At 67.3% G+C, this 19,106-nt stretch carries 20 protein-coding genes; 13 read left to right on the top strand and 7 right to left on the bottom strand.

Annotated elements, in window-relative coordinates; all coding sequences use genetic code 11:
- Positions 1–15 precede the first annotated feature (15 nt).
- The gene (fabD, locus tag ACXMDP_RS03895; RefSeq protein WP_259729116.1) at positions 16–915 is read left to right on the top strand and encodes an ACP S-malonyltransferase; all 900 of its coding nucleotides are present in this window, start codon (positions 16–18) and stop codon (positions 913–915) included.
- Positions 912–1,637, top strand: a complete 726-nt coding sequence (locus tag ACXMDP_RS03890) for a lysophospholipid acyltransferase family protein (protein ID WP_094511609.1) — start codon at positions 912–914, stop codon at positions 1,635–1,637. Before fabD ends, ACXMDP_RS03890 begins: the two co-directional genes overlap by 4 nt.
- On the opposite strand, the gene ACXMDP_RS03885 is transcribed toward ACXMDP_RS03890, so the two are convergent.
- Genes ACXMDP_RS03885 through ACXMDP_RS03875 form a run of 3 tightly spaced genes read right to left on the bottom strand, consistent with a single transcriptional unit; the run spans position 1,579 to position 3,028 of the window.
- Positions 1,579–2,136 carry a YdcF family protein gene (locus ACXMDP_RS03885; protein ID WP_259729117.1) on the bottom strand — a complete coding sequence of 186 codons (558 nt, stop codon included), beginning with the start codon at positions 2,134–2,136 and terminating at the stop codon, positions 1,579–1,581. The genes ACXMDP_RS03890 and ACXMDP_RS03885 overlap by 59 nt on opposite strands.
- A complete protein-coding gene (gene tsaB / locus ACXMDP_RS03880; protein ID WP_255100071.1) occupies positions 2,136–2,777 on the bottom strand; it encodes a tRNA (adenosine(37)-N6)-threonylcarbamoyltransferase complex dimerization subunit type 1 TsaB in 642 nt (213 codons plus the stop codon). Before tsaB ends, ACXMDP_RS03885 begins: the two co-directional genes overlap by 1 nt.
- Positions 2,777–3,028: a Ycf34 family protein gene (locus ACXMDP_RS03875; RefSeq protein ID WP_259729118.1), complete on the bottom strand. Its 252-nt coding sequence runs from the start codon at positions 3,026–3,028 to the stop codon at positions 2,777–2,779. Before ACXMDP_RS03875 ends, tsaB begins: the two co-directional genes overlap by 1 nt.
- On the opposite strand from ACXMDP_RS03875, the gene ACXMDP_RS03870 reads away from it, so the two are divergent.
- The 3 genes from ACXMDP_RS03870 to ACXMDP_RS03860 all read left to right on the top strand — a co-directional run bounded on the left by ACXMDP_RS03870 (position 3,027) and on the right by ACXMDP_RS03860 (position 6,002).
- Positions 3,027–4,334 (top strand): tRNA nucleotidyltransferase/poly(A) polymerase family protein, encoded by a 1,308-nt coding sequence (locus tag ACXMDP_RS03870; RefSeq protein WP_259729119.1) that lies wholly within the window; start codon positions 3,027–3,029, stop codon positions 4,332–4,334. The genes ACXMDP_RS03875 and ACXMDP_RS03870 overlap by 2 nt on opposite strands.
- A gap of 193 nt (positions 4,335–4,527) precedes the next feature.
- Positions 4,528–4,962: an RNA recognition motif domain-containing protein gene (locus ACXMDP_RS03865; protein WP_094511619.1), complete on the top strand. Its 435-nt coding sequence runs from the start codon at positions 4,528–4,530 to the stop codon at positions 4,960–4,962.
- Between the two features lie 38 nt (positions 4,963–5,000).
- Positions 5,001–6,002 (top strand): alpha/beta fold hydrolase, encoded by a 1,002-nt coding sequence (locus ACXMDP_RS03860; RefSeq protein WP_311134105.1) that lies wholly within the window; start codon positions 5,001–5,003, stop codon positions 6,000–6,002.
- Here ACXMDP_RS03860 and ACXMDP_RS03855 read toward each other — a convergent pair.
- Both ACXMDP_RS03855 and pds read right to left on the bottom strand, forming a co-directional pair.
- Positions 5,978–6,919, bottom strand: coding sequence for a phytoene synthase (locus tag ACXMDP_RS03855; protein ID WP_094512340.1), 942 nt, complete (start codon positions 6,917–6,919; stop codon positions 5,978–5,980). The two genes, ACXMDP_RS03860 and ACXMDP_RS03855, sit on opposite strands and share 25 nt — an antisense overlap.
- Positions 6,916–8,316, bottom strand: coding sequence for a 15-cis-phytoene desaturase (gene pds / locus ACXMDP_RS03850; protein WP_259729120.1), 1,401 nt, complete (start codon positions 8,314–8,316; stop codon positions 6,916–6,918). The genes ACXMDP_RS03855 and pds overlap by 4 nt, the downstream gene beginning before the upstream one ends.
- A 134-nt stretch (positions 8,317–8,450) precedes the next feature.
- Here pds and ACXMDP_RS03845 point away from each other — a divergent pair, with 134 nt between their 5' ends.
- On the top strand, positions 8,451–8,801 hold the full coding sequence (locus tag ACXMDP_RS03845) for an NAD(P)H-quinone oxidoreductase subunit M (protein ID WP_094511629.1): 351 nt from the start codon (positions 8,451–8,453) through the stop codon (positions 8,799–8,801).
- Positions 8,798–9,568 (top strand): DUF3172 domain-containing protein, encoded by a 771-nt coding sequence (locus ACXMDP_RS03840; RefSeq protein WP_259729121.1) that lies wholly within the window; start codon positions 8,798–8,800, stop codon positions 9,566–9,568. The genes ACXMDP_RS03845 and ACXMDP_RS03840 overlap by 4 nt, the downstream gene beginning before the upstream one ends.
- Before the next feature lie 45 nt (positions 9,569–9,613).
- Here the strand turns inward: ACXMDP_RS03840 and ACXMDP_RS03835 are convergent, their stop codons facing one another.
- Positions 9,614–10,612 (bottom strand): LysR family transcriptional regulator, encoded by a 999-nt coding sequence (locus tag ACXMDP_RS03835; RefSeq protein WP_094511634.1) that lies wholly within the window; start codon positions 10,610–10,612, stop codon positions 9,614–9,616.
- Positions 10,613–10,685: 73 nt separating this feature from the next.
- Here ACXMDP_RS03835 and ACXMDP_RS03830 point away from each other — a divergent pair, with 73 nt between their 5' ends.
- The 6 genes from ACXMDP_RS03830 to ACXMDP_RS03805 all read left to right on the top strand — a co-directional run bounded on the left by ACXMDP_RS03830 (position 10,686) and on the right by ACXMDP_RS03805 (position 18,044).
- Positions 10,686–11,465, top strand: coding sequence for an NnrU family protein (locus tag ACXMDP_RS03830; protein ID WP_399232758.1), 780 nt, complete (start codon positions 10,686–10,688; stop codon positions 11,463–11,465).
- A 72-nt stretch (positions 11,466–11,537) separates the two neighbouring features.
- The gene (locus ACXMDP_RS03825) at positions 11,538–13,544 is read left to right on the top strand and encodes an NAD(P)H-quinone oxidoreductase subunit 5 (RefSeq protein ID WP_094511643.1); all 2,007 of its coding nucleotides are present in this window, start codon (positions 11,538–11,540) and stop codon (positions 13,542–13,544) included.
- 202 nt (positions 13,545–13,746) lie between these two features.
- Positions 13,747–15,321: an NAD(P)H-quinone oxidoreductase subunit 4 gene (locus ACXMDP_RS03820; protein WP_233132916.1), complete on the top strand. Its 1,575-nt coding sequence runs from the start codon at positions 13,747–13,749 to the stop codon at positions 15,319–15,321.
- 169 nt (positions 15,322–15,490) lie between these two features.
- Positions 15,491–15,862, top strand: coding sequence for a lipopolysaccharide assembly protein LapA domain-containing protein (locus ACXMDP_RS03815; RefSeq protein WP_094511648.1), 372 nt, complete (start codon positions 15,491–15,493; stop codon positions 15,860–15,862).
- A gap of 43 nt (positions 15,863–15,905) precedes the next feature.
- Positions 15,906–16,808, top strand: coding sequence for a segregation/condensation protein A (locus ACXMDP_RS03810; RefSeq protein WP_233132890.1), 903 nt, complete (start codon positions 15,906–15,908; stop codon positions 16,806–16,808).
- A gap of 48 nt (positions 16,809–16,856) precedes the next feature.
- Positions 16,857–18,044 carry a nucleotidyltransferase family protein gene (locus tag ACXMDP_RS03805; RefSeq protein ID WP_094511658.1) on the top strand — a complete coding sequence of 396 codons (1,188 nt, stop codon included), beginning with the start codon at positions 16,857–16,859 and terminating at the stop codon, positions 18,042–18,044.
- A gap of 27 nt (positions 18,045–18,071) precedes the next feature.
- Here the strand turns inward: ACXMDP_RS03805 and ACXMDP_RS03800 are convergent, their stop codons facing one another.
- Positions 18,072–19,007 (bottom strand): methylenetetrahydrofolate reductase, encoded by a 936-nt coding sequence (locus ACXMDP_RS03800; RefSeq protein ID WP_094512349.1) that lies wholly within the window; start codon positions 19,005–19,007, stop codon positions 18,072–18,074.
- Positions 19,008–19,106: the final 99 nt, after the last annotated feature.

Raw genomic sequence — 19,106 nt, 5'->3', positions numbered from 1 at the left:
TTCAAGACGAACAGGATGGGCATTGCCTGGGTGTTTCCCGGCCAGGGATCGCAGAAGCTGGGAATGGTGGGTGATCTGCTCGATCTGCCCGGAGCGCGCGAGCGGTTTGCTTCTGCTTCGGATCTCCTGGGCAGGGATCTGCTGGCGATCTGCGCCGGTGAACCGCTCAGTGATCCCACCGCACCGGCCGACCTGAACGACACCCGCAACAGCCAGCCGGCCCTGTTCGTGCTGGAAAGCCTGCTGGTCGATGCGCTCAAGGGGATGGGCCGCTGCGCCCATCTTGTGGCCGGACACAGCCTTGGGGAGCTGGTGGCGCTCTACGCCGCTGGTGTCTTCGACCTTGAGGCAGGCCTGGCCCTGATGCGGCAGCGAAGCGAGCTGATGGCCGCCGCAGGTGGCGGGTCGATGACCGCCGTGATCGGCTTCAACCGGGAGGAGCTGGACGAACGGATCGCCGCCAGCGAAGGGGTGGTGATTGCCAACGACAACAGCGCCTCCCAAGTGGTGCTCTCCGGCAGCACCGAGGCGGTTCAGGCCCTGTGCCAGAGAATCAACTGCAAGCGGGCGATCCCCTTGGCTGTGTCGGGGGCCTTCCATTCCCCCTTCATGGCAGAAGCCGCGACCGCCTTTCGCCACCTGCTGGAGCAGGTCCCATTCGCCAATGCGGCCATTCCGGTGCTCAGCAACACCGATCCCACCCCGACCACTGACGGCGCCCTGCTCAAGGAGCGCCTGAGCGAGCAGATGGTCACGGGGGTGCGCTGGCGCGAAACCATGGACCAGTTCCCGCGGCTAGCGATCGAAACCGTGGTGGAGGTCGGGCCGGGCAACGTGCTGAGCGGCCTGCTGCGCCGGGCAGTCCCCGGCCTCGCCACCGCCCAGATCGGCGCGGCGGCCGACCTGGCGCTTTGAGCGAATCCAAAGGGCTGGATTCCTCCGATCCGCTGGCGCTGTTGAATCCCCGCCCCAGCCTTACCTACCGGCTGATCAGCTATTTGCTGGTGTTCCCGCTCTACCGGATCCTGTTCCGTGGGCGCACCAGCGGCAATCGAAACGTGCCCACGGAGGGTGCACTGGTGGTGGTGGCCAACCACGGCTCCCACTTCGACCCGCCGTTGCTGGGCCACGCCTTGGGCCGACCCGTGGCCTTCATGGCAAAAGCAGAGCTGTTCAGGGTCCCCCTGCTGGGCCCGATCATTCGCGCCTGCGGGGCCTACCCGGTGCAGCGAGGAGCCAGCGACCGCGAAGCCATTCGGGTCGCCACAGCACGGCTGGCCCAGGGCTGGGCCACCGGGGTGTTCATCGATGGCACCCGGCAGCTGGACGGCCGCGTCAACCAGCCGCAGGCGGGCGCTGCTCTGCTGGCGGCACGGGCCGGCGTGCCGCTGTTACCGGTGGCGATCGTCAACAGCCACCGGGCCATGGGCGCAGGCCGTACCTGGCCACGCCTGGTGCCGATCCACATCCGTATCGGCCAGCCGATCCCGCCGCCCGCCTCCCGCCGTCGCGAAGACCTCCTGGCGACCACCCAGGCCTGCCAGGACCAGATCAATGCCTTGCTGAATGAGGGCCTGATCAGGCCCGGGTCTGAGCGTGCTGCGCTTGCGCCCAGTTCTTCAGATCCCGCCCGCTGAGCACCCACACCACGGCCCGCAGGCCGTCGCCCCAGCGCTTGGAAAGGCTCTCAGGATGGCAGAGCTCCCCGCAGGACACCGCCACGGGCGTCAGCTGGATGCCGCGGCTGCCGGCCACCACCCGGCCGACCAGCAGGGCCCGGTCCATGTGATCACTGCTGGTGACCAGCAGCACGTGACGGATGCCGCCACGGCGCAGATCATCCACCACGGTGGTGAAGTTGGAAAGCGTGTCATGGGCGCGGTAATCCAGCCGGTATTGCTGCTGCCGCAGGCCTTCCTGATCGAACAGCCAGCGGGCGTATTCCGGGTTGCTGCCGCCGCTGACCACCACCGGCAGACGGTATTGAGTCGCCAAGCGCCCGGCCACCTTCTCGCGCTTCACGTCACCGCCCAGCACAAGGATGAGCTGGGGCGGCGAAGCCGGCGGCAGCAGCAGGGAACGTCCCAGCCAGAAGCTGCCCGCCGTCAGCAACGTCAGCAGCACCAGGCGGCGCATCAACCCTCTCCCCCCACGGGGCTGGTGGGATAGATCGGCAGCACCGTGCTCCAGGGGGCCGGCCCGCCGGCCAACGCCGCCGCCTTGCTGAAGGCGAGCAACTGGGCCACATCGGCTCTGGCTTCCACCACCGCCGGCAGCCGTGGGCCAGGAGGCACGGCATCGGCGTCGGCGAACAGGCGCGGCGGCTGGCGCTCCACCACCCCCCCTGGAGCCCCTGCATCAAGCACGTAGGCACCCGCCACCACTCCTCGGCGCGGCAGCTCGTGCAGCAGCCAGAACGGATCGGCGGCCGTCAGCGGCTCTCCGTCCTGCCAGAGCCGCCGCGCCACCAGCAGGAAACTGCTGACACCATCAAGGGGCAGAGCCAGCTGCTGGGCCAGCGTGCGGGCCATCACCACGGTGAGCCGAGTGCCAGTGAAGCCACCGGGCCCGGTGGCCACCGCCAGCCGTGCCAGCTGCGGCCAGCGGCAGGCTGGCAATACCTCCTCCACGCAGGCGAGCAGATCGTTGGAGAGCCGGCGCCCCAGCGGGAAGGTGTGGATCAAGGGCGGCGTCTCCGGCTCCAGCAGCGACTGCAGCGCCACTCCCAGCACCTCGCTGCTGCTGTGCAGGGCCAGGCCCCAGGCAGGAGCGTCCATCACCGCGGGATCGCCGCCAGAGGACGCAGCCGTTGCCAGCGGCCCGGTTCAGCCTGGAAGCTGGCGCAGGACCGCACGTCCCATTCCACGCCCACGCGGTTCTCCGGCAGATCCATCACCTGCACATGGATGCGTGGATCCACCGGGCGGAAGTCGGGGGCAACGGCGAGATGCTTGACGCCGTGCTGGCGCTCCACCGCGTGATAGGCCTGGCAGCGGTCCACCCAGTGGCAATCCACGCAGATGCACATGCCTGAGTGGTCTCCGAATGCAGCCATTCTGGCGGGCCAGGCCAGCGTGCCTCTGGATCTGGCCGCCGCCACGGCTCTGCTGCGCCGCCGCCTGGCGATGGAACGCTGGCCGGTGCCTCCGGCGGCCTTCCCTGCGGGCACCGCCCTGGTGGGAGGCGCCGTGCGCGATGGCCTGCTCGGGCGGCTGGGGGAGCGGCCCGACCTCGATCTGGTGGTGCCGGTGGAGGCCATTGCCCTGGGCGAGCGGCTGAGCCGGGAGCACGGTGGTCGCTGCGTGGTGCTGGATCAGGAGCGCTCGATCGCCCGGCTGGTGATCCGGGGCTGGAGCGTGGATCTGGCCCGCCAGGCCGGCGCGGACCTGGCCACCGATCTGCTGCGCCGCGACTTCTGTCTCAACGCCCTGGCCCTGCCCCTGACGGCGAGCAGCCAGCTGCTCGACCCGAGCGGCGGCCTGACCGATCTGGCGGCGGGACTGATCCGGGCCGTGAGCGAAGCGAACCTGCTGGACGACCCGCTGCGACTGCTGCGAGGTGAGCGACTGGCCGCGGAACTGGGCTTTCACCTCGACGCCACCAGCGCAGCCTGGATCCAGCACCACAGCCGCCGGATCGACCAAGTGGCCGTGGAGCGCGTGCGGGTGGAGCTGGAGAAGCTGGCGGCGTGCGCCAGCGGCGGCGAAGGGCTGGCCCGGGTGCTGACGATCGGCCTGCTGGACGCCTGGCGCCAGCCGGACGCTGTGGAAGGCGGTGCAGCCGGCAATGAAGCCGCCGGTGCCGCGCTGAGACAGCTCACCCCGGCGGCGGCCGCAGCCAGGGGTCTGAGCGAAGACGAAGCCCGCTTGGCGCTGCCCCTGGCACGCCTGGCCACGCTGCTTGATGCCGCCAGCTGGGGGCGGCTGCACGCCAGCCGGGCGCTGCAGCGGCGCTGCGGACTGCTGCGGAGCTGGCGGGCGCAGCTGGAGGGGCCCGGCGGGGTGCGAGATCCCGCCGCCCCGTTCGGCTCGGAACGGGAGCAGGTGCACTTTCACCGCGACCTGGAGGACGACCTGCCCGCCCTGCTGCTCATGCTGCCGCTGCCGTTTGCGCGGGAGTGGCTGCCCCGCTGGCGTGATCCGGGCGATCCTCTCTTTCATCCCAGGCCCCCGCTCGACGGCACGGAACTGCAGCAGCGGCTGGGGCTGGCCCCGTCACGGCGGCTGGGCGAACTGCTGGCCCACCTGACGATCGAGCGCGCCTTCGGCCGCCTGGAGAGCAGCGAGGAGGCCCTGGCGGCGGCGCGTCGCTGGCTGGCTGGACCGGCGCCGTGATTGACTGCTCTTTGTACAGGCATCTTCCATCGCTTCATCGAAGCCCGAACGGCAACGGTTGACGTCCAGTTCCTGAACGTCAGAAACACCTCCCCGATCGCTCTTTGGCGCCTCCTGCGCTGCCCTGCGTTTCGCCGGTGCGTTCACCCGATGGCGCAGGCCGCCACCTCCCTTCTCTCCCCCCCCTCCTCCCATGAGTGTTCGTCTCTACGTCGGCAATCTGCCGCAGACTTTCGATGCCGCCGAGCTCGATGCTCTGTTCACTTCCATCGCCGAGGGCGTGCGCTTCAAGACCGTTCAGGACAGGGAAACGGGTGCCTGCCGTGGTTTCGGTTTCGCCAATGTCGAGGATGAGAAACTGGCCGACACCGTGATCGAGCAGCTCAACGGCCACGACTTCGGCGGTAACAGCCTGCGCATCGAGCGCTCCGAGCGCCGTGACAGCCGCCCCGGCACCGGCGATCGCCGGCCCGCCGCCGGCGGTGCCGCTCCCGTGGCGGCCCGCAAGGCCGTCAACAAGGTGGTGCACAGTGACACCATCACCGAAGGCGCCCCCGATCCGCGTTGGGCCGGTGAGCTCGCCAAACTGAAATCCCTGCTGGCCAACCAGACAGCCACCACGGTCTGAGCCAGCGCCCCGTTCCGCCGGTCGGCGGCGATGCTGCCTTGACCCACCCGCCGGCTTCCACCACGCCCAGCCCTGCCTCCTCCTCCTGGACCTGGCAGGGTCACACCATCCGCTACCGCTGCCTCGCCGGCCCCGAACCGGCGGGGCTTCAACGTGTGGTGCTGATCCACGGGTTCGGCGCGAGCCTGGGCCACTGGCGCCACAACCTGCCGGTGATCGCCAGCCGCTTCTCGGTGTGCGCCATCGATCTGCTCGGATTCGGCGCCAGCGACAAGCCGCGCTCCCGCCTGGCCGATGAAGCCGAGCAGCCCGGAGCGGTGCGCTACTGCTTCGATCTGTGGGCCGAGCAGGTGGCGGATTTCGTGCAGCAGGTGGCCCTGCAGCACGCTCCCTCCGCCCGCGTGCATCTGGTGGGCAACTCGATCGGCGGCGTGGTGGCCCTAAGGGCGGCCCAGCTGCTGGTGGCCCGCGGCGTTCCGCTGGCCCAGGTGATCCTGATCGACTGCGCCCAGCGCACGTTGGATGAAAAGCGCGTGGCGGAACTGCCGCTGCTGGAGCGATGGAGCCGTCCCCTGGTGAAGCAACTGGTGCGGCAGCGCTGGCTGGTGGCTCCCCTGTTCCGCGCCTTGGCCCGGCCCGCCTTCATCCGTCAGGTGCTGGAGCGGGCTTACCCCAGCGGCGCCAACATCGACGACGCCCTGGTGGAGCTGCTGCACCGGCCCAGTACCGATGCCGGAGCGCCCGAGAGCTTCCGCGGCTTCGTCAACCTGTTCGACGACCACCTGGCACCGGAGTTGCTTGCCGAGCTGACCGTGCCGGTGCGCATGCTGTGGGGAGCAGAGGATCCGTGGGAAGCGCCAGCCGAAGCCGAATGTTGGGCGCGCCTCTTCCCCTGTGTGCAGGAACTGAAGGTGCTGCCGGGGTTGGGACACTGCCCCCACGACGAAGCTCCCGAACGGGTGAATCCGATCCTGCTGGACTGGCTGAAGGCGGAGGCCGGGGCCACTGCAGAGGTTCAGCGGGCCTGGGAGATCACGTAGGAGAGCGGCAGGTCGAGCAATTTGAAGGGCTTGGGAACGTAGGCCCGGTGGTTGAAAACGTCGTAGTTGAGTTGCTCGATCACTGTGAGAATGCCGCGATACAGCCGCAGCGAGGCCCACACCGGCCAGCGGGCATCGGCCGCCAGCCAGCGCACCCCCGCCTCCGAACGGCCGAACCAGTAGCGGGCGCGTTGCAACTGAAAGGCCATCAGGGCCCGCCAGTTTTCATTGAGCAGCCCCGCCATCAGGTCGGATTCCGAGTAGTTGAAGCGCTGCAGATCTTCCTGCGGCAGATAGATGCGGCCACGGCTGCGGTCTTCGCCCACATCGCGCAGGATGTTGGTGAGCTGGTTGGCGATGCCAAGGGCCACCGCCGCCTCGGAGGTATCGGGCCGTTCGCTCCAGGGGGCCGTGGTGTAGGCCGGATCAAGCCCCATCACTTCCTGGGTCATCAGGCCCACGGTGCCGGCCACCCGATAGCAATAGAGCTGCAGTTCATCGAAGCTGGCGTAGCGATGGCAGACCAAGTCCATGCGCTGCCCCTCGATCATGTCGAGGTAGGGCTGGAGCGGCTGAGGATAGCGCTGGATGGTGTCCACCATGGCCAGATCGAGGGCATCGTGCACCTCGCCGGCAAACAGGCGGCGGGTGCGGGCTTCCCAGCGATCGAGCCGCTCGGCGAGTTGGTCAGTGGGCAGCCGCTGCGCCTGGGGGCTGTCCATCAGTTCGTCGGTGCGGCGGCACCACACGTAGATCGCCCAGATGGCCCGCCGCTTGGCGGGGGGCATCAGCAGGGTGCCGAGATAGAAGGTCTTGGCCCATTGGGCGGTTTCCTGGCGGCAGGCCTCGTAGGCGTGCTCCAGGTTCAGGCCGGAGCGGAGGGAAGCGGCGGTGGGTGAAGCGGCCAGCACGCTCACACCGCCACCGGCTGCACCAGCGCGGACGCCTGCCGGCTGACCGCCTCGGCGCACAGCTTGCCGCTCAGCACTGCCCCTTCCATCGAAGCCAGATAGCGCTGCATCGTGTAGTCGCCGGCCAGGAAGAAGTTTGCGATCGGCGATTGCTGCGAGGGCCGCAACTGCTGGCAGCCGGGCACGGTCTTGTAGACGGAGAGGGGGGTTTTTACCACCCGGGCCTTGCGCAGCTTGGCCTGGTCGTCGCCGTTGAAGTGGTCGGGGAAGAGGCGGCGCAGCTCCTCGAGCGTGGCGGCCACGATGTCGTCATCGCTGCGGCCGATCCACTCCGCCGCAGGGGCGAAAACCAGCTCGAGCATGGAGCGGTCGGGGTCGGCGTACTCGCGGCAGGTGTTGCTCATGTCGGCGTAGACGCTGAGCAGGTCCGAACGACTGAACAGAAGATGGTCGATCGCGGTGAGTTTTCGATCGAACCAGAGATGAATGTTGATCACCGGCACCCCCTTGAGCCCGTCGAGCTTCTGGAAGTAGGGCAGCTGGCGCCAGGGATCCGGCAGCAGGAGCTTGAGCGGATCCACCGGCAGGGCGCTGACGTAGGCATCCGCCTCCACCTCACGGCCAGGCTGGCCCTGGATGCCGCCGATCCGGAAGCTGCGCACGCTGCCATCGGCGGCCAGGCGGATCTCGCGCAGGGGGCTGTCGAGGTGCACCTCGCCACCGCGCTCGCGGATCGAGGCCACGATCGGCTCACAGAGACGCTCTGGGGGGTTGCCGTCGAGGAAGGCCATCTTCGAGCCGTTCTTCTCCTGCAGGAAGCGGTTGAGGGCCGTGAGGATCACCGTTGAGGAGATTTCATCGGGATTGATGAAGTTGAGCGCCTTGCTCATGGCGATGAACACTTCATCGTTCACTCGCTGAGGGATGTTGTGAAGGCGCAGCCATTCCGACCAGGAGTATTTGTCGCACTCCTCCACGTAGTCCTGGCCGCGGAGCATGGCGGGCACAAGGCCGAGCCCGAAGGCGATCTTCTCGGGCCAGGTGAGCATGTCGTTGTTGCCGAGGATGGCGGCAACACCGTTGAGAGGGGCGGGAAGGTCGGGGAAATCGAAACGGCTGTAGCTGCCTGGCGCCTCCTTCTGGTTGAAGATCATCGCGTGATCCTTCCACTGCAGGCGATCCTCGATGCCCAGCTCCGCGAACAGCTGCAGCATGTTGGGGTAAGCCCCAAAGAAGATGTGCAGGCCGGTTTCGTACCAGTCCCCGTCTTCGTCCTGCCAGGCCGCCACCTTGCCGCCGAGCACGTTGCGCCCCTCGAGCAGCACCGGCGTATGGCCGGCATCGCAGAGGTATTTGGCACAGGACAGGCCGGCGAGTCCTGCTCCGGCAATGGCGACGCGCATGCAAAGACGAAAACCAGACGCCAACCTAAAAGGATGCCCCCTGCCAACGTCGGGCGCCTGGCTGCGGTGGCCCTGCCCGCACCGGCGGTTCCTAGAGTTGCGGCGGCCCATCTCCGTCCGTTCGCCTTCGTTCCATGGCCGACGACCTGCTGCTCAAGTCCACCACCCGTCATGTGCGGCTGTTCACGGCACGGCTCGAGGGGGGTGAACTGGTCCCCGACCCGCACCAGCTGACCCTCGACCTCGACCCGGACAACGAGTTCCTCTGGGACGCCGGCGTGCTGCAGAAGGTGCAGCAGCGTTTCCGTGATCTGGTGGCCGGTTTCGCCGGCGCCGAGCTCACCGAATACAACCTGCGCCGCATCGGTTCGGAGCTGGAGGGCACGATCCGCCAGCTGCTGCAGGCGGGCGAACTCCGCTACAACCCGGACGCGCGGGTTCTCAACTACTCCATGGGCCTGCCCCGCAGTGCCGCTTCCACATGACCCGCTCCCGTGATGGCAGCGCCTTCTCCAGAGGCGATGGCAGAGGCAGCCGCGGCCGCTCCAGCGCCGATTACGCCGGGTCGGACTACGCCAGCTCCGACTACGCCTACGACCGCCGCGGCTCCCGCTACGACGCCGCCCGTTACGACGCCGCCGATGAGCGGGATCCCGGCGACCGCTCCCGCGCCGCCCGCCCCACCCGCAACGGGGGTGGCGGCGGTGGCGGTGGTGCCACACCGGGTGGGGGGGGTGGCAAACCCGGAGGCGGCCCCTTCGTGTTCAACGTGGCCACGATCGCGGTGCTGGCCGGGGTGCTCGTGGTGGGCATCGGCATCGGCACGGCGCTCTCCAGCAACACCGTGGGCAACCAGGGGAACATCGCCAGCAGCCAGCAACTCGACCTGGCCGTGCCCGACCCCGAGTTCTGCAAGCAGTGGGGTGCGAGCGCCTTCGTGATGGACGTGGAGCTCTACACCACCATGAACCCAAGCAGCAGCTTCGTGACCCAGCCGACGCTGCAACCGGGCTGTGTGATCCGCCGCGAGAACTGGAGCGTGCTGCAGAAGGAGGGCGCCGTCACCTCCGAGCAGATGCGCCAGTGCAAGCAACGCATGAACACCTTCGCCTACATCGGCTCGATCCGCGACAAGCCGATCGTCCGCTGCGTCTACCAGACCGACATCAGCGGCAACAAGTTCCAGACCCGGGGCATTGCCGGCGCCGCCGACGACTCCGTGGGCATCACCCCGGAAGGCGACCAGTTCTGAGTGTGAGTCTCCGCCTTTAGGAGCCTCCGGGCTCGTGCAGGGGGCTCACGGGGCGGGCTGAAGCACCGTGGTGGCGGCTTCGGCCGGCGGGCTGGTGCGGGGGGTCTGGCGCAAGGGGCTGTCGGGGCTGGCGAACACCGGCAGCACCTCGCGGCGGAAGGCTTCCGAAGCCCTGGAGCAGTAACGGGCCGGATGGGTGATCAGCTTCAGCTGGCGGCGCACCAGCAGGTCGGTCACGTTGGGACGGTGCAGCGATCCGGTCGCCAGTTCCCGCTCGATCGACACCACCGGCAGGAAGGCGGCACCCAATCCCGACTGCACGGCGTTCTTGATCGCCTCAAAGGAATTGAGCTCCATCTCGATCTTGAGCCGCTGCACTTCCAGGCCAGAGCGGGCCAGCAGCTGGTCCACCATCTTGCGGGTGGTGGACTGGGCATCAAGGCAGACGAAGCTGAGCCGGTAGAGGTCGTCCTTGTGGAGTTCCGGCAGGCGGGCGAGGGGGTGGTTCACCGGCAGCACCAGGGCCAGTTCATCGCTGGCGTAAGGAATCACCTGGAGCAGGTCGTTGAGTTCGCCGGGCAGCTCACCGCCGATGATCGCCAGATCCACCTGGCCGTTGGCCACGCTCCAACTGGTGCGCCGGGTGCTGTGCACCTGCAGCTGAACCGATACGTCGGGATACTTCTGCCGGAACAGGCCGATCATGCGCGGCATCAGGTAGGTGCCGGTGGTCTGGCTGGCGCCCACGATCAGGGAACCACCCTTGAGGTTGTGCAGGTCGTCGAGGGCGCGGCAGGCCTCCTGGCACTGGCCCAGGATTCGGTCGCAGTAGCTGAGCAGGAGATGCCCCGCCTCGGTGAGCTGGGCCTTGCGGCCGCCCCGGTCGAAGAGCGACACATCGAGCTGCTTCTCCAGGTTCTGGATCTGCAGGCTCACCGCCGGCTGGGTGACGTAAAGGCTGTCGGCAGCCTTCTTGAAGCTGCCTTCGCTGGCAATGGCCCGCAGGATGCGCAGCTGATCGAGGGTGAACGGCAGATCAGCCATGGAACGACCCCGGGGCTGGACGCCGGCATGAACGGAGAACTTTAGGAGCAAAGCCCGGTCCGCCCTCCACGCCATGCCGCGGCGGACGAAGCAGAATCGCCGCTGCCGCTTCTGCCCCGTGCTTTCCCCGCTCCACCACACCAGCCTGGTGATGGTTGCCCTGCTGGTGGCCTTTGCGGTGCTGCACAGCGGCGGGGCCGCCCTGCGCGTGTGGGGGGAGCAGCGCATCGGGGCCCGGGCCTGGCGCCTGCTGTTCGCGGCTGTGAGCATTCCGGCCGCTGTGGTGGTGGTGGGGTACTTCCTCGCCCATCGCTATGACGGGGTGCAGCTCTGGACCCTGCAGGGCACCCCCGGACTCATCCCTGTGATCTGGGTGGGAACAGCGATCAGCTTCTTCTTTCTGTATCCCGCCACCTACAACCTGCTGGAGATTCCCGCGCTGCTGCAGCCCCAGGTGCGCCTCTACGAAACCGGGATCATCCGCATCAGCCGCCACCCCCAGGCCGTCGGTCAGATCCTCTGGTGCTCCACCCACCTGCTCTGGATCGGCAGCAGCTTCATGGTGGTCACCTGCGCCGGATTGATCGCCCACCACCTGTTTGCCGTCTGGCACGGCGACCGACGCCTGCGGGCGCGCTTCGGCGAGGCCTTCGAGCAGCTCAAGGCGCGCACCTCCGTAGTGCCGTTCCTGGCGGTGATCGACGGACGCCAGACGCTGGAACTCACAGAGTTCCTGCGGCCTTCCCAGCTGGGGATCGCCATCGCCATCGGCCTGTTCTGGTGGAGCCACCGCTACATCGGCCCTGCCGCCAGCGCCTTTCTGAACGGACCCCTGGGACGGACGCTGGGCTGATCGCACACCCACACACAGGCCGGCCGTGCCCAGGAAGCTGCCTACACTCGCGGGGCCGCTGACTGGAGCTGGATGACATCGGCCGCTGAAATCGCCTGGTTGATTCCCGTTCTGCCCTTGGCGGGGGCGGCGCTCACCGGTCTCGGGCTGATCAGCTTCAACCGCACCGTCAACCGGCTGCGCAAGCCCGTTGCCCTGCTGCTCATCACCCTGATCGGGGCGGCAGCCGTGCTGAGTTACGCCGTGCTGGCGGAGCAACTGGCCGGAGCGCCAGCCACCGAAGTGCTCTTCAACTGGGCCAGCGCCGGCACCTTCAACCTGCAGATGGGGTTCCGGGTTGATGCTCTCGGCGCCGTGATGCTGTCGCTGGTGACCACCATCGCCTTGCTGGTGATGGTGTATTCCGATGGCTACATGGCCCACGACAAGGGCTATGTGCGCTTCTTCACCTATCTCGCCCTCTTCAGCAGCTCGATGCTGGGGCTGGTGATCAGCCCCAACCTGCTTGAGATCTACGTGTTCTGGGAGCTGGTGGGCATGTGCTCCTACCTGCTGGTGGGCTTCTGGTACGACCGCGAGGGTGCCGCCCATGCCGCCCAGAAGGCCTTCATCGTGAACCGCGTCGGCGACTTCGGCCTGCTGCTTGGCATCCTCGGCCTGTTCTGGGCCACCGGCAGTTTCGGCTTCGAGGAGATCGGCGCCGGCCTCTCCGCCGCCGTGGCTGAAGGCTCGCTCTCCAACGGCGTGGCGGTGTTGCTGTGCCTGCTGGTGTTCATGGGCCCGATGGCCAAGTCGGCCCAGTTCCCCCTGCACGTGTGGCTGCCCGATGCGATGGAGGGTCCCACCCCGATCTCCGCCCTGATCCACGCCGCCACCATGGTGGCCGCCGGCGTGTTCCTGGTGGCCAGGCTGCAGCCGGTCTACGAACCCTTCCCGCTGGTGCAGGCCGTGATCGCCGTGATCGGCACGATCACCTGCTTCCTGGGGGCCTCGATCGCCCTCACCCAGATGGATCTCAAGAAAGGCCTGGCCTACAGCACCGTGTCACAGCTGGGTTACATGATGCTGGCGATGGGTTGCGGCGCTCCCGAGGCGGGCATGTTCCACCTCGTCACCCACGCCTTCTTCAAGGCCATGCTCTTCCTCTGCTCCGGCTCGGTGATCCATGCCATGGAAGAGGTGGTGGGCCATGAGCCGGTGCTTGCCCAGGACATGCGCCTGATGGGAGGGCTGCGCCGCTTCATGCCGGTCACCTCCACCACCTTCCTGATCGGCTGCGTGGCGATCAGCGGTATTCCGCCGCTGGCGGGCTTCTGGAGCAAGGATGAAATCCTCGGCCAGGCCTTCAACGCCTTCCCGCTGCTATGGGCGGTGGGCTTCCTGACTGCCGGCATGACCGCCTTCTATATGTTCCGGCTCTACTTCCTCACCTTCGAGGGCAGCTTCCGCGGCGGTGACCTCAGCGTCCGCAGTGCCCTGCTCCAGGCTGCCGGCAAGGCCCCGGAAAGCCATGAGGAGGGCCATGGCTCCCACGCCTCCCACCCGCACGAATCGGGCTGGCAGATGGCCGCACCATTGGCGGTGCTTGCCGTTCCCTCGGTGCTGATCGGCCTGCTCGGCACGCCCTGGAACAGCCGCTTCGCCGCCCTGCTCAACCCCGGCGAGGCCGCCGAGATGGCCGAACACTTCAGCTGGGGCGAGTTCCTGCCGCTGGCCGGCGCTTCGGTGACGATCTCCGTGATCGGCATCACCATCGCGGTGCTGGCCTACGCCCTGCACAAGCTGGATCTGGCCACCGCCGTGGCCGCCCGCTTCCCCACCATCAATGCCTTCCTGGCCAACAAGTGGTACCTGGATGCGATCAACGACCGCCTGTTCGTGAAAGGCAGCCGCAAGCTGGCCCGTCAGGTGCTGGAGGTGGACGCCAAGGTGGTGGACGGGGTGGTGAACCTCACCGGCCTGCTGACCCTGGGCAGCGGCGAAGGACTCAAGTACTTCGAAACCGGCCGCGCCCAGTTCTATGCGCTGATCGTGTTCGGCGGCGTGATCGCCCTGGTGCTGCTGTTCAGCAGCTTCTGAGTGCGCTCCGTGCGCCCCTCGGCGCGGGCTCTGTGTGTCATCCCATATCTGGGCGGTACTGGGCAGTTGAGCATTTCTACACTCCGTCCAGAACTGAATTCCCTGGCCAGTGCCGCTTGACCCTGCCGTTGCTCCGGAGGCCCTTGCGGCCCTTGGCACAGCCTCCACCGGGGCCTTCCCCTGGCTGAGCGTTTCGATCCTGATGCCGATCGGAGCCGCGCTGCTGATCCCCTTCATCCCCGACCCAGGCGACGGCAAGACAATCCGCTGGTACGCCCTCGGCGTGGCCCTGCTCACCTTTCTGGTCACCGCAGGGGCCTACCTGAACGGCTACGACCCCTCGGTGGCGGGGCTCCAGCTGGTGGAACGGGTGGAATGGCTGCCCGATCTGGGGCTGGCCTGGTCGGTGGGCGCCGACGGGCTGTCGATGCCGCTGATCTTGCTCACCAGCTTCATCACCGCGCTGGCGGTGCTGGCCGCCTGGCCGGTCACCTTCAAGCCGCGGCTCTTCTACTTCCTGATCCTGGCCATGGATGGCGGCCAGATCGCCGTGTTTGCTGTGCAGGACATGCTCCTGTTCTTCCTGGCCTGGGAGCTGGAGCTGCTGCCGGTGTATCTGCTGCTGGCGATCTGGGGCGCTAAGAAGCGCCAGTACGCCGCCACCAAGTTCATCCTCTACACAGCTGGCGGCTCAGTGTTCATCCTGCTGGCCGCCCTGGCCATGGGCTTTTATGGCGGCGGCACGCCCAGCTTCGAATTCACCACTCTGGCGGCGAAGGAGTTCGGCACCCGCTTCCAGATGCTGGCCTACGCGGGCCTGCTGATCGCCTTCGGGGTCAAGCTGCCGATCGTGCCGCTGCACACCTGGCTACCGGACGCCCACGGCGAGGCCACAGCACCGGTGCACATGCTGCTGGCCGGCATTCTGCTGAAGATGGGCGGCTACGCCCTGCTGCGCTTCAACGTTCAGCTGCTGCCCGAGGCCCACGCCCAGTTCGCGCCGCTGCTGGTGGTGCTGGGGGTGGTGAACATCATTTATGCGGCACTCACCTCCTTCGCGCAGCGCAACCTCAAGCGCAAGATCGCCTACAGCTCGATCAGCCACATGGGCTTCGTGCTGATCGGCATCGGCAGCTTCAGTGCCCTCGGCACCAGCGGCGCCATGCTGCAGATGGTGAGCCACGGCCTGATCGGTGCCAGCCTCTTCTTCCTGGTGGGCGCCACCTACGACCGCACCCACACGCTTCAGCTCGATGAGATGGGCGGCGTGGGCCAGAAGATGCGCAAGATGTTCGCCCTCTGGACGATCTGTTCGCTCGCGTCCCTGGCCCTGCCTGGCATGAGTGGCTTCGTGTCGGAACTGATGGTCTTCGTGGGCTTCGTGAACAGTGAGGCCTACGCGCTCAGCTTCCGCATCGTGATGGCAGCCCTGGCGGCCGTGGGGGTGATCCTCACTCCGGTGTACCTGCTCTCGATGCTGCGCGAGATCTTCTTCGGCAAGGAGAACGTGGAGCTGGCGGCCCACACCCGCCTGGTGGATGCCGAACCGCGCGAGATCTACGTGATCTCCTGCCTGCTGGTGCCGATCATCGGCATCGGTCTTTACCCTCGTCTCGTCACCGACAGCTACCGCGCCTCGATCGAAGCGCTCGTGGCCCGTGAGGACGTTGCCCTCACCAAGGTGGTGGGCCCCACGCCCAAGGGGCTGATCCGGGGGGCGGTGGGCAAGCAGCTGGCCTTGGCGCCGCCCCTGCTCCATGCGCCCGCCCTGGGCTGAGCGAATCGAGATCCTGCCGGCTGCCCAGCACCATCACCAGCACTGTGCGACGGCTTGCGCCCAATTCCGCTCAGGTGCCGCAAACTGGTCGACGGGATCGCTCCGCTGAGGCTGCCACCGGCCTGCCAGCCATGCGCTCCCGATTCAGAGCCTCGACCCACCACCCGCCATGCGACAGCTGAATTTCCTGCTGATCTTCAGTTTTGGCCTCGCCACGGTGATGTTCACGCTGGAGAACACCGATCCCACCACCGTGCGCTTCCTGCCGGGAGCGGCGGTCACCCTGCCGCTGGCGGCCTTGCTGCTGGTGGTGGGTGGCATCGGCGCCACCGCCGCCTGGGTGTTCGCCGTGTGGATTGGCGTGGTGAAGAAAGTGGAATTGATGCAGGACCGCAGCGAAATTGACGCCCAGCAGGTGCGCATCCGCGAGCTGGAAGACGACCTGCAGCGTTACCGCGCCACCGTGGACGCCCAGCTGGCCCTGTTGCCTGCCGCCGGAGAAAGTTCAGGGGGATCCGCGGCAGCGGATGCCGCTGGCTGAGTCGCCTCAGACCGGGTACGTTTCCGGCAGATCGGGGAGAAGTGTGCCGAACGCAGGCGCCAGGCTGGCGATCCGCCTGCTGCAGGAGGCCGCCGAGCGCGGTGACCTCGACCCCTGGGATGTCGATGTGATCGCCGTGGTGGACGGTTTCCTCGATCAGCTGCGTCAGCGCATCGAGGTGCCACGCCTGGTGGCCCTCAGCTCCGGCCAGGGCGGCAGCTATGAGCAGGATCTCGCCGCCACCAGCGAGGCGTTTCTGGCGGCGTCAGTGCTGGTGGGCCTCAAGGCCGAAGTGCTGGAACGCCAGACCTTTCCGCCCATTGCCCTGGTCGCCGATCCTTGCGAGAGCGAGGATCCGGGCGAGGACAGCTGGTCGCTGGGAATCCAGCTGCCCCATCGGCCGGAGCGGCAACTCTGGCGCAGGCCCGTGGCACCGCCGCCGCTGCAGCGGCCCGTGAGCCTCGGCGAGTTGATCCGCCAGCTGGAAGACATCGCCGAGCGGCTGGAGAGCGATAGCGGCCCGCGGCGCCACAAGCCGCGCAGCCGCCCCTACAGCGAACGCGACGCGATCGAACAGGTGAGCGCCCTGGCCCACCGGGAGAAACTGCCTGAAACCACTGCCGCCCTGAGCTTCTTCCTGCAGCAGTGGCCAGAGGCCCTGGAGTGGGTGAACTTCGATGCGCTGGTGGAGGCCTGGAAAGACGCAGCGCCCCCCGATCTTGATCACGACCGGGTGGGGGTGTTCTGGGCGCTGTTGTTCCTCTGTTCACAGGGACGCATCGATCTGCGGCAGGAAGGGGGCCTGTTCGGGCCGCTGCATCTGCGCCGCGCACGCGAGGCCGAATGCACGCTTCCGCTTCCCAGTCAGAGCGCTGCCGCAACCGCCACAGGCTCCTGGCCGGCCGTGCCAGCTCCCTTGCCGGCTAGGCCGGCACTGGCAGCCTGACACCCTTAATTAGGGTGCATGCAGAACCAACCGAGCAGTAAGGCGCCCATGAAGGCGATGATCCTCGCAGCCGGCAAGGGAACACGGGTGAGGCCCATCACCCACACGATTCCCAAGCCGATGATTCCGATCCTGCAGAAGCCGGTGATGGAATTCCTGCTGGAGTTGCTCCGGGAGCATGGATTCAACGAGATCATGGTCAATGTGTCGCACCTGGCGGCAGAGATCGAGAACTATTTCCGTGATGGGCAGCGCTTCGGCGTGGAGATCGCCTACAGCTTCGAAGGCCACATTCAGGACGACGGCGAACTGATTGGCGAAGCCATGGGTTCTGCAGGCGGCATCAAGAAGATTCAGACCTTTCAGACCTTTTTCGACGACACCTTCGTGGTGCTCTGCGGCGATGCCCTGATCGACCTCGACCTTACCGAAGCGGTGAGGCGGCACAAGAAGAAAGGAGCGGTCGCCAGCCTGATCACCAAGCGGGTGCCGAAAGATCAGGTGAGCAGCTACGGTGTCGTGGTCACTGACGACAACTCTCGAGTGCTCTCCTTTCAGGAGAAGCCCTCGGTGGAAGAGGCCGCCAGCGACATGATCAATACCGGCATTTATATTTTCGAGCCCCAGGTGCTCGACCACGTTCCCGCCGGCGTGCCCTTCGACATCGGCGCTGATCTCTTTCCCCGTCTGGTGGCGGCAGGGGCACCTTTCTACGCGCTGCCCATGGATTTCGAGTGGGTGGACATCGGCAAGGTGCCGGATTACTGGCAGGCGATCCGGAGCGTGCTGCTGGGGAAGGTTCGCAAGGTTTCGATCCCTGGCCGCGAGGTGCGGCCCGGCGTGTTCACAGGCCTGAACGTAGCGGCCGACTGGGACAAGATCAACGTGCAGGGGCCCGTTTACGTGGGCGGCATGAGCAGGATCGAACCGGGGGTCACGATCATCGGCCCAGCCATGATCGGCCCCAGCTGCCACATCTGCGAAGGCGCCACGATCGACAACTCGATCATCTTCGATTACTCCCGCATTGGGGCCGGAGTCAGGCTCACCGAGAAGTTGGTGTTTGGCCGTTATTGCGTGGACAGCAATGGTGACCATTTCGACCTCCAAGAGGCCGCCCTCGACTGGCTGATCACCGATGTGCGCCGCCAGGATGTGGCTCTACCCTCCCCCGAGCAAAAGGCCCTCGCCGATCTGCTGGGCAACGATCTCACCGCCAGCCAGCGCGGCGGCTGAACAACTCTGGCTGCGCCTGCCCCAGTGTCAGGCGGATGGGCATGCCGTGAGCGGATCGATCGCCTCGATGCCGGCGAGGCTGAGGATGTTGGGGATCCGCTCTTCGGCCTTCACAGCCATCAGGTGCACGCCCTGGGCGATCTCACGGAAACTCGTAACCTGCTCCGCTGCGATCCTGATCCCCTCACTGGCCGGATCTGCCGCTGCCGCAAGACGCTCGATCACGTGCTGGGGAATGGAGGCGCCGGGCACCACACGGTTGATGAATTCGGCGTTGCGGGCGGATTTGAGCAGAAACACCCCCGCCAGCACCGGGAGGCCCAGCGGCGCGGCGATCTCCTCGCAGAAGCGGCGCAACACGCTCGCCTCCATGACCATCTGGGTCTGGAGGAACTTGGCGCCAGCAGCCTGCTTGCGGCTGAGGCGGCGGCGCAGGCCGCTCCAGCTGGGGGACTGGGGATCGGCGGCGGCGCCGGCGAACAAGGCGGTAGGGCCATCAGGAAGCGAGCCTCCCAGCGGATCACGGCCGGCATTGAAATCGCTCACCTGCTGCAACAGCCGCACCGCCTCCAACTCGTTCACCGGCCGGGCGTTCGGCTGATCGCCGGCCCGCACCGGGTCGCCCGTGAGGCAGAGCAGGTTGCGGATTCCCAGCGCATGAGCACCCAGCAGCTCTGCCTGCAGGGCAATGCGGTTGCGATCCCGGCAGGCCAGCTGCAGCACCGGTTCGAGCCCTGCGTCGAGCAGCAGGCGGCAGAGGGCCAGGCTGCTCATGCGCATCACCGCACGGCTCCCGTCGGTGACATTGACCGCGTGCACCCGCCCCTTCAGCAGCCTGGCCATCGCCAGGGTGCGGCTCGGATCACCGCCCCTGGGCGGCATCACTTCCGCCGTGACCGCGAACGCTCCACGCGCGATGGCCCGCTGCAGCAGCACGACAACCGGGAAACAACCAGCGCCCATCATGCGTGAAGAGCGGCACCATCCAGGCCCCCCAGCCGGCAGCAGCCCCGGCTGGCTCGAGTGCGGCCTGACCGTGGCGGTGGGCGTCCGTGGGGAGGT

It is taken from the genome of Cyanobium sp. ULC065, from assembly GCF_977927515.1.
Note: the sequence above shows the minus strand (reverse complement) of the source record. Positions and strands in the feature narration are given on the sequence as shown.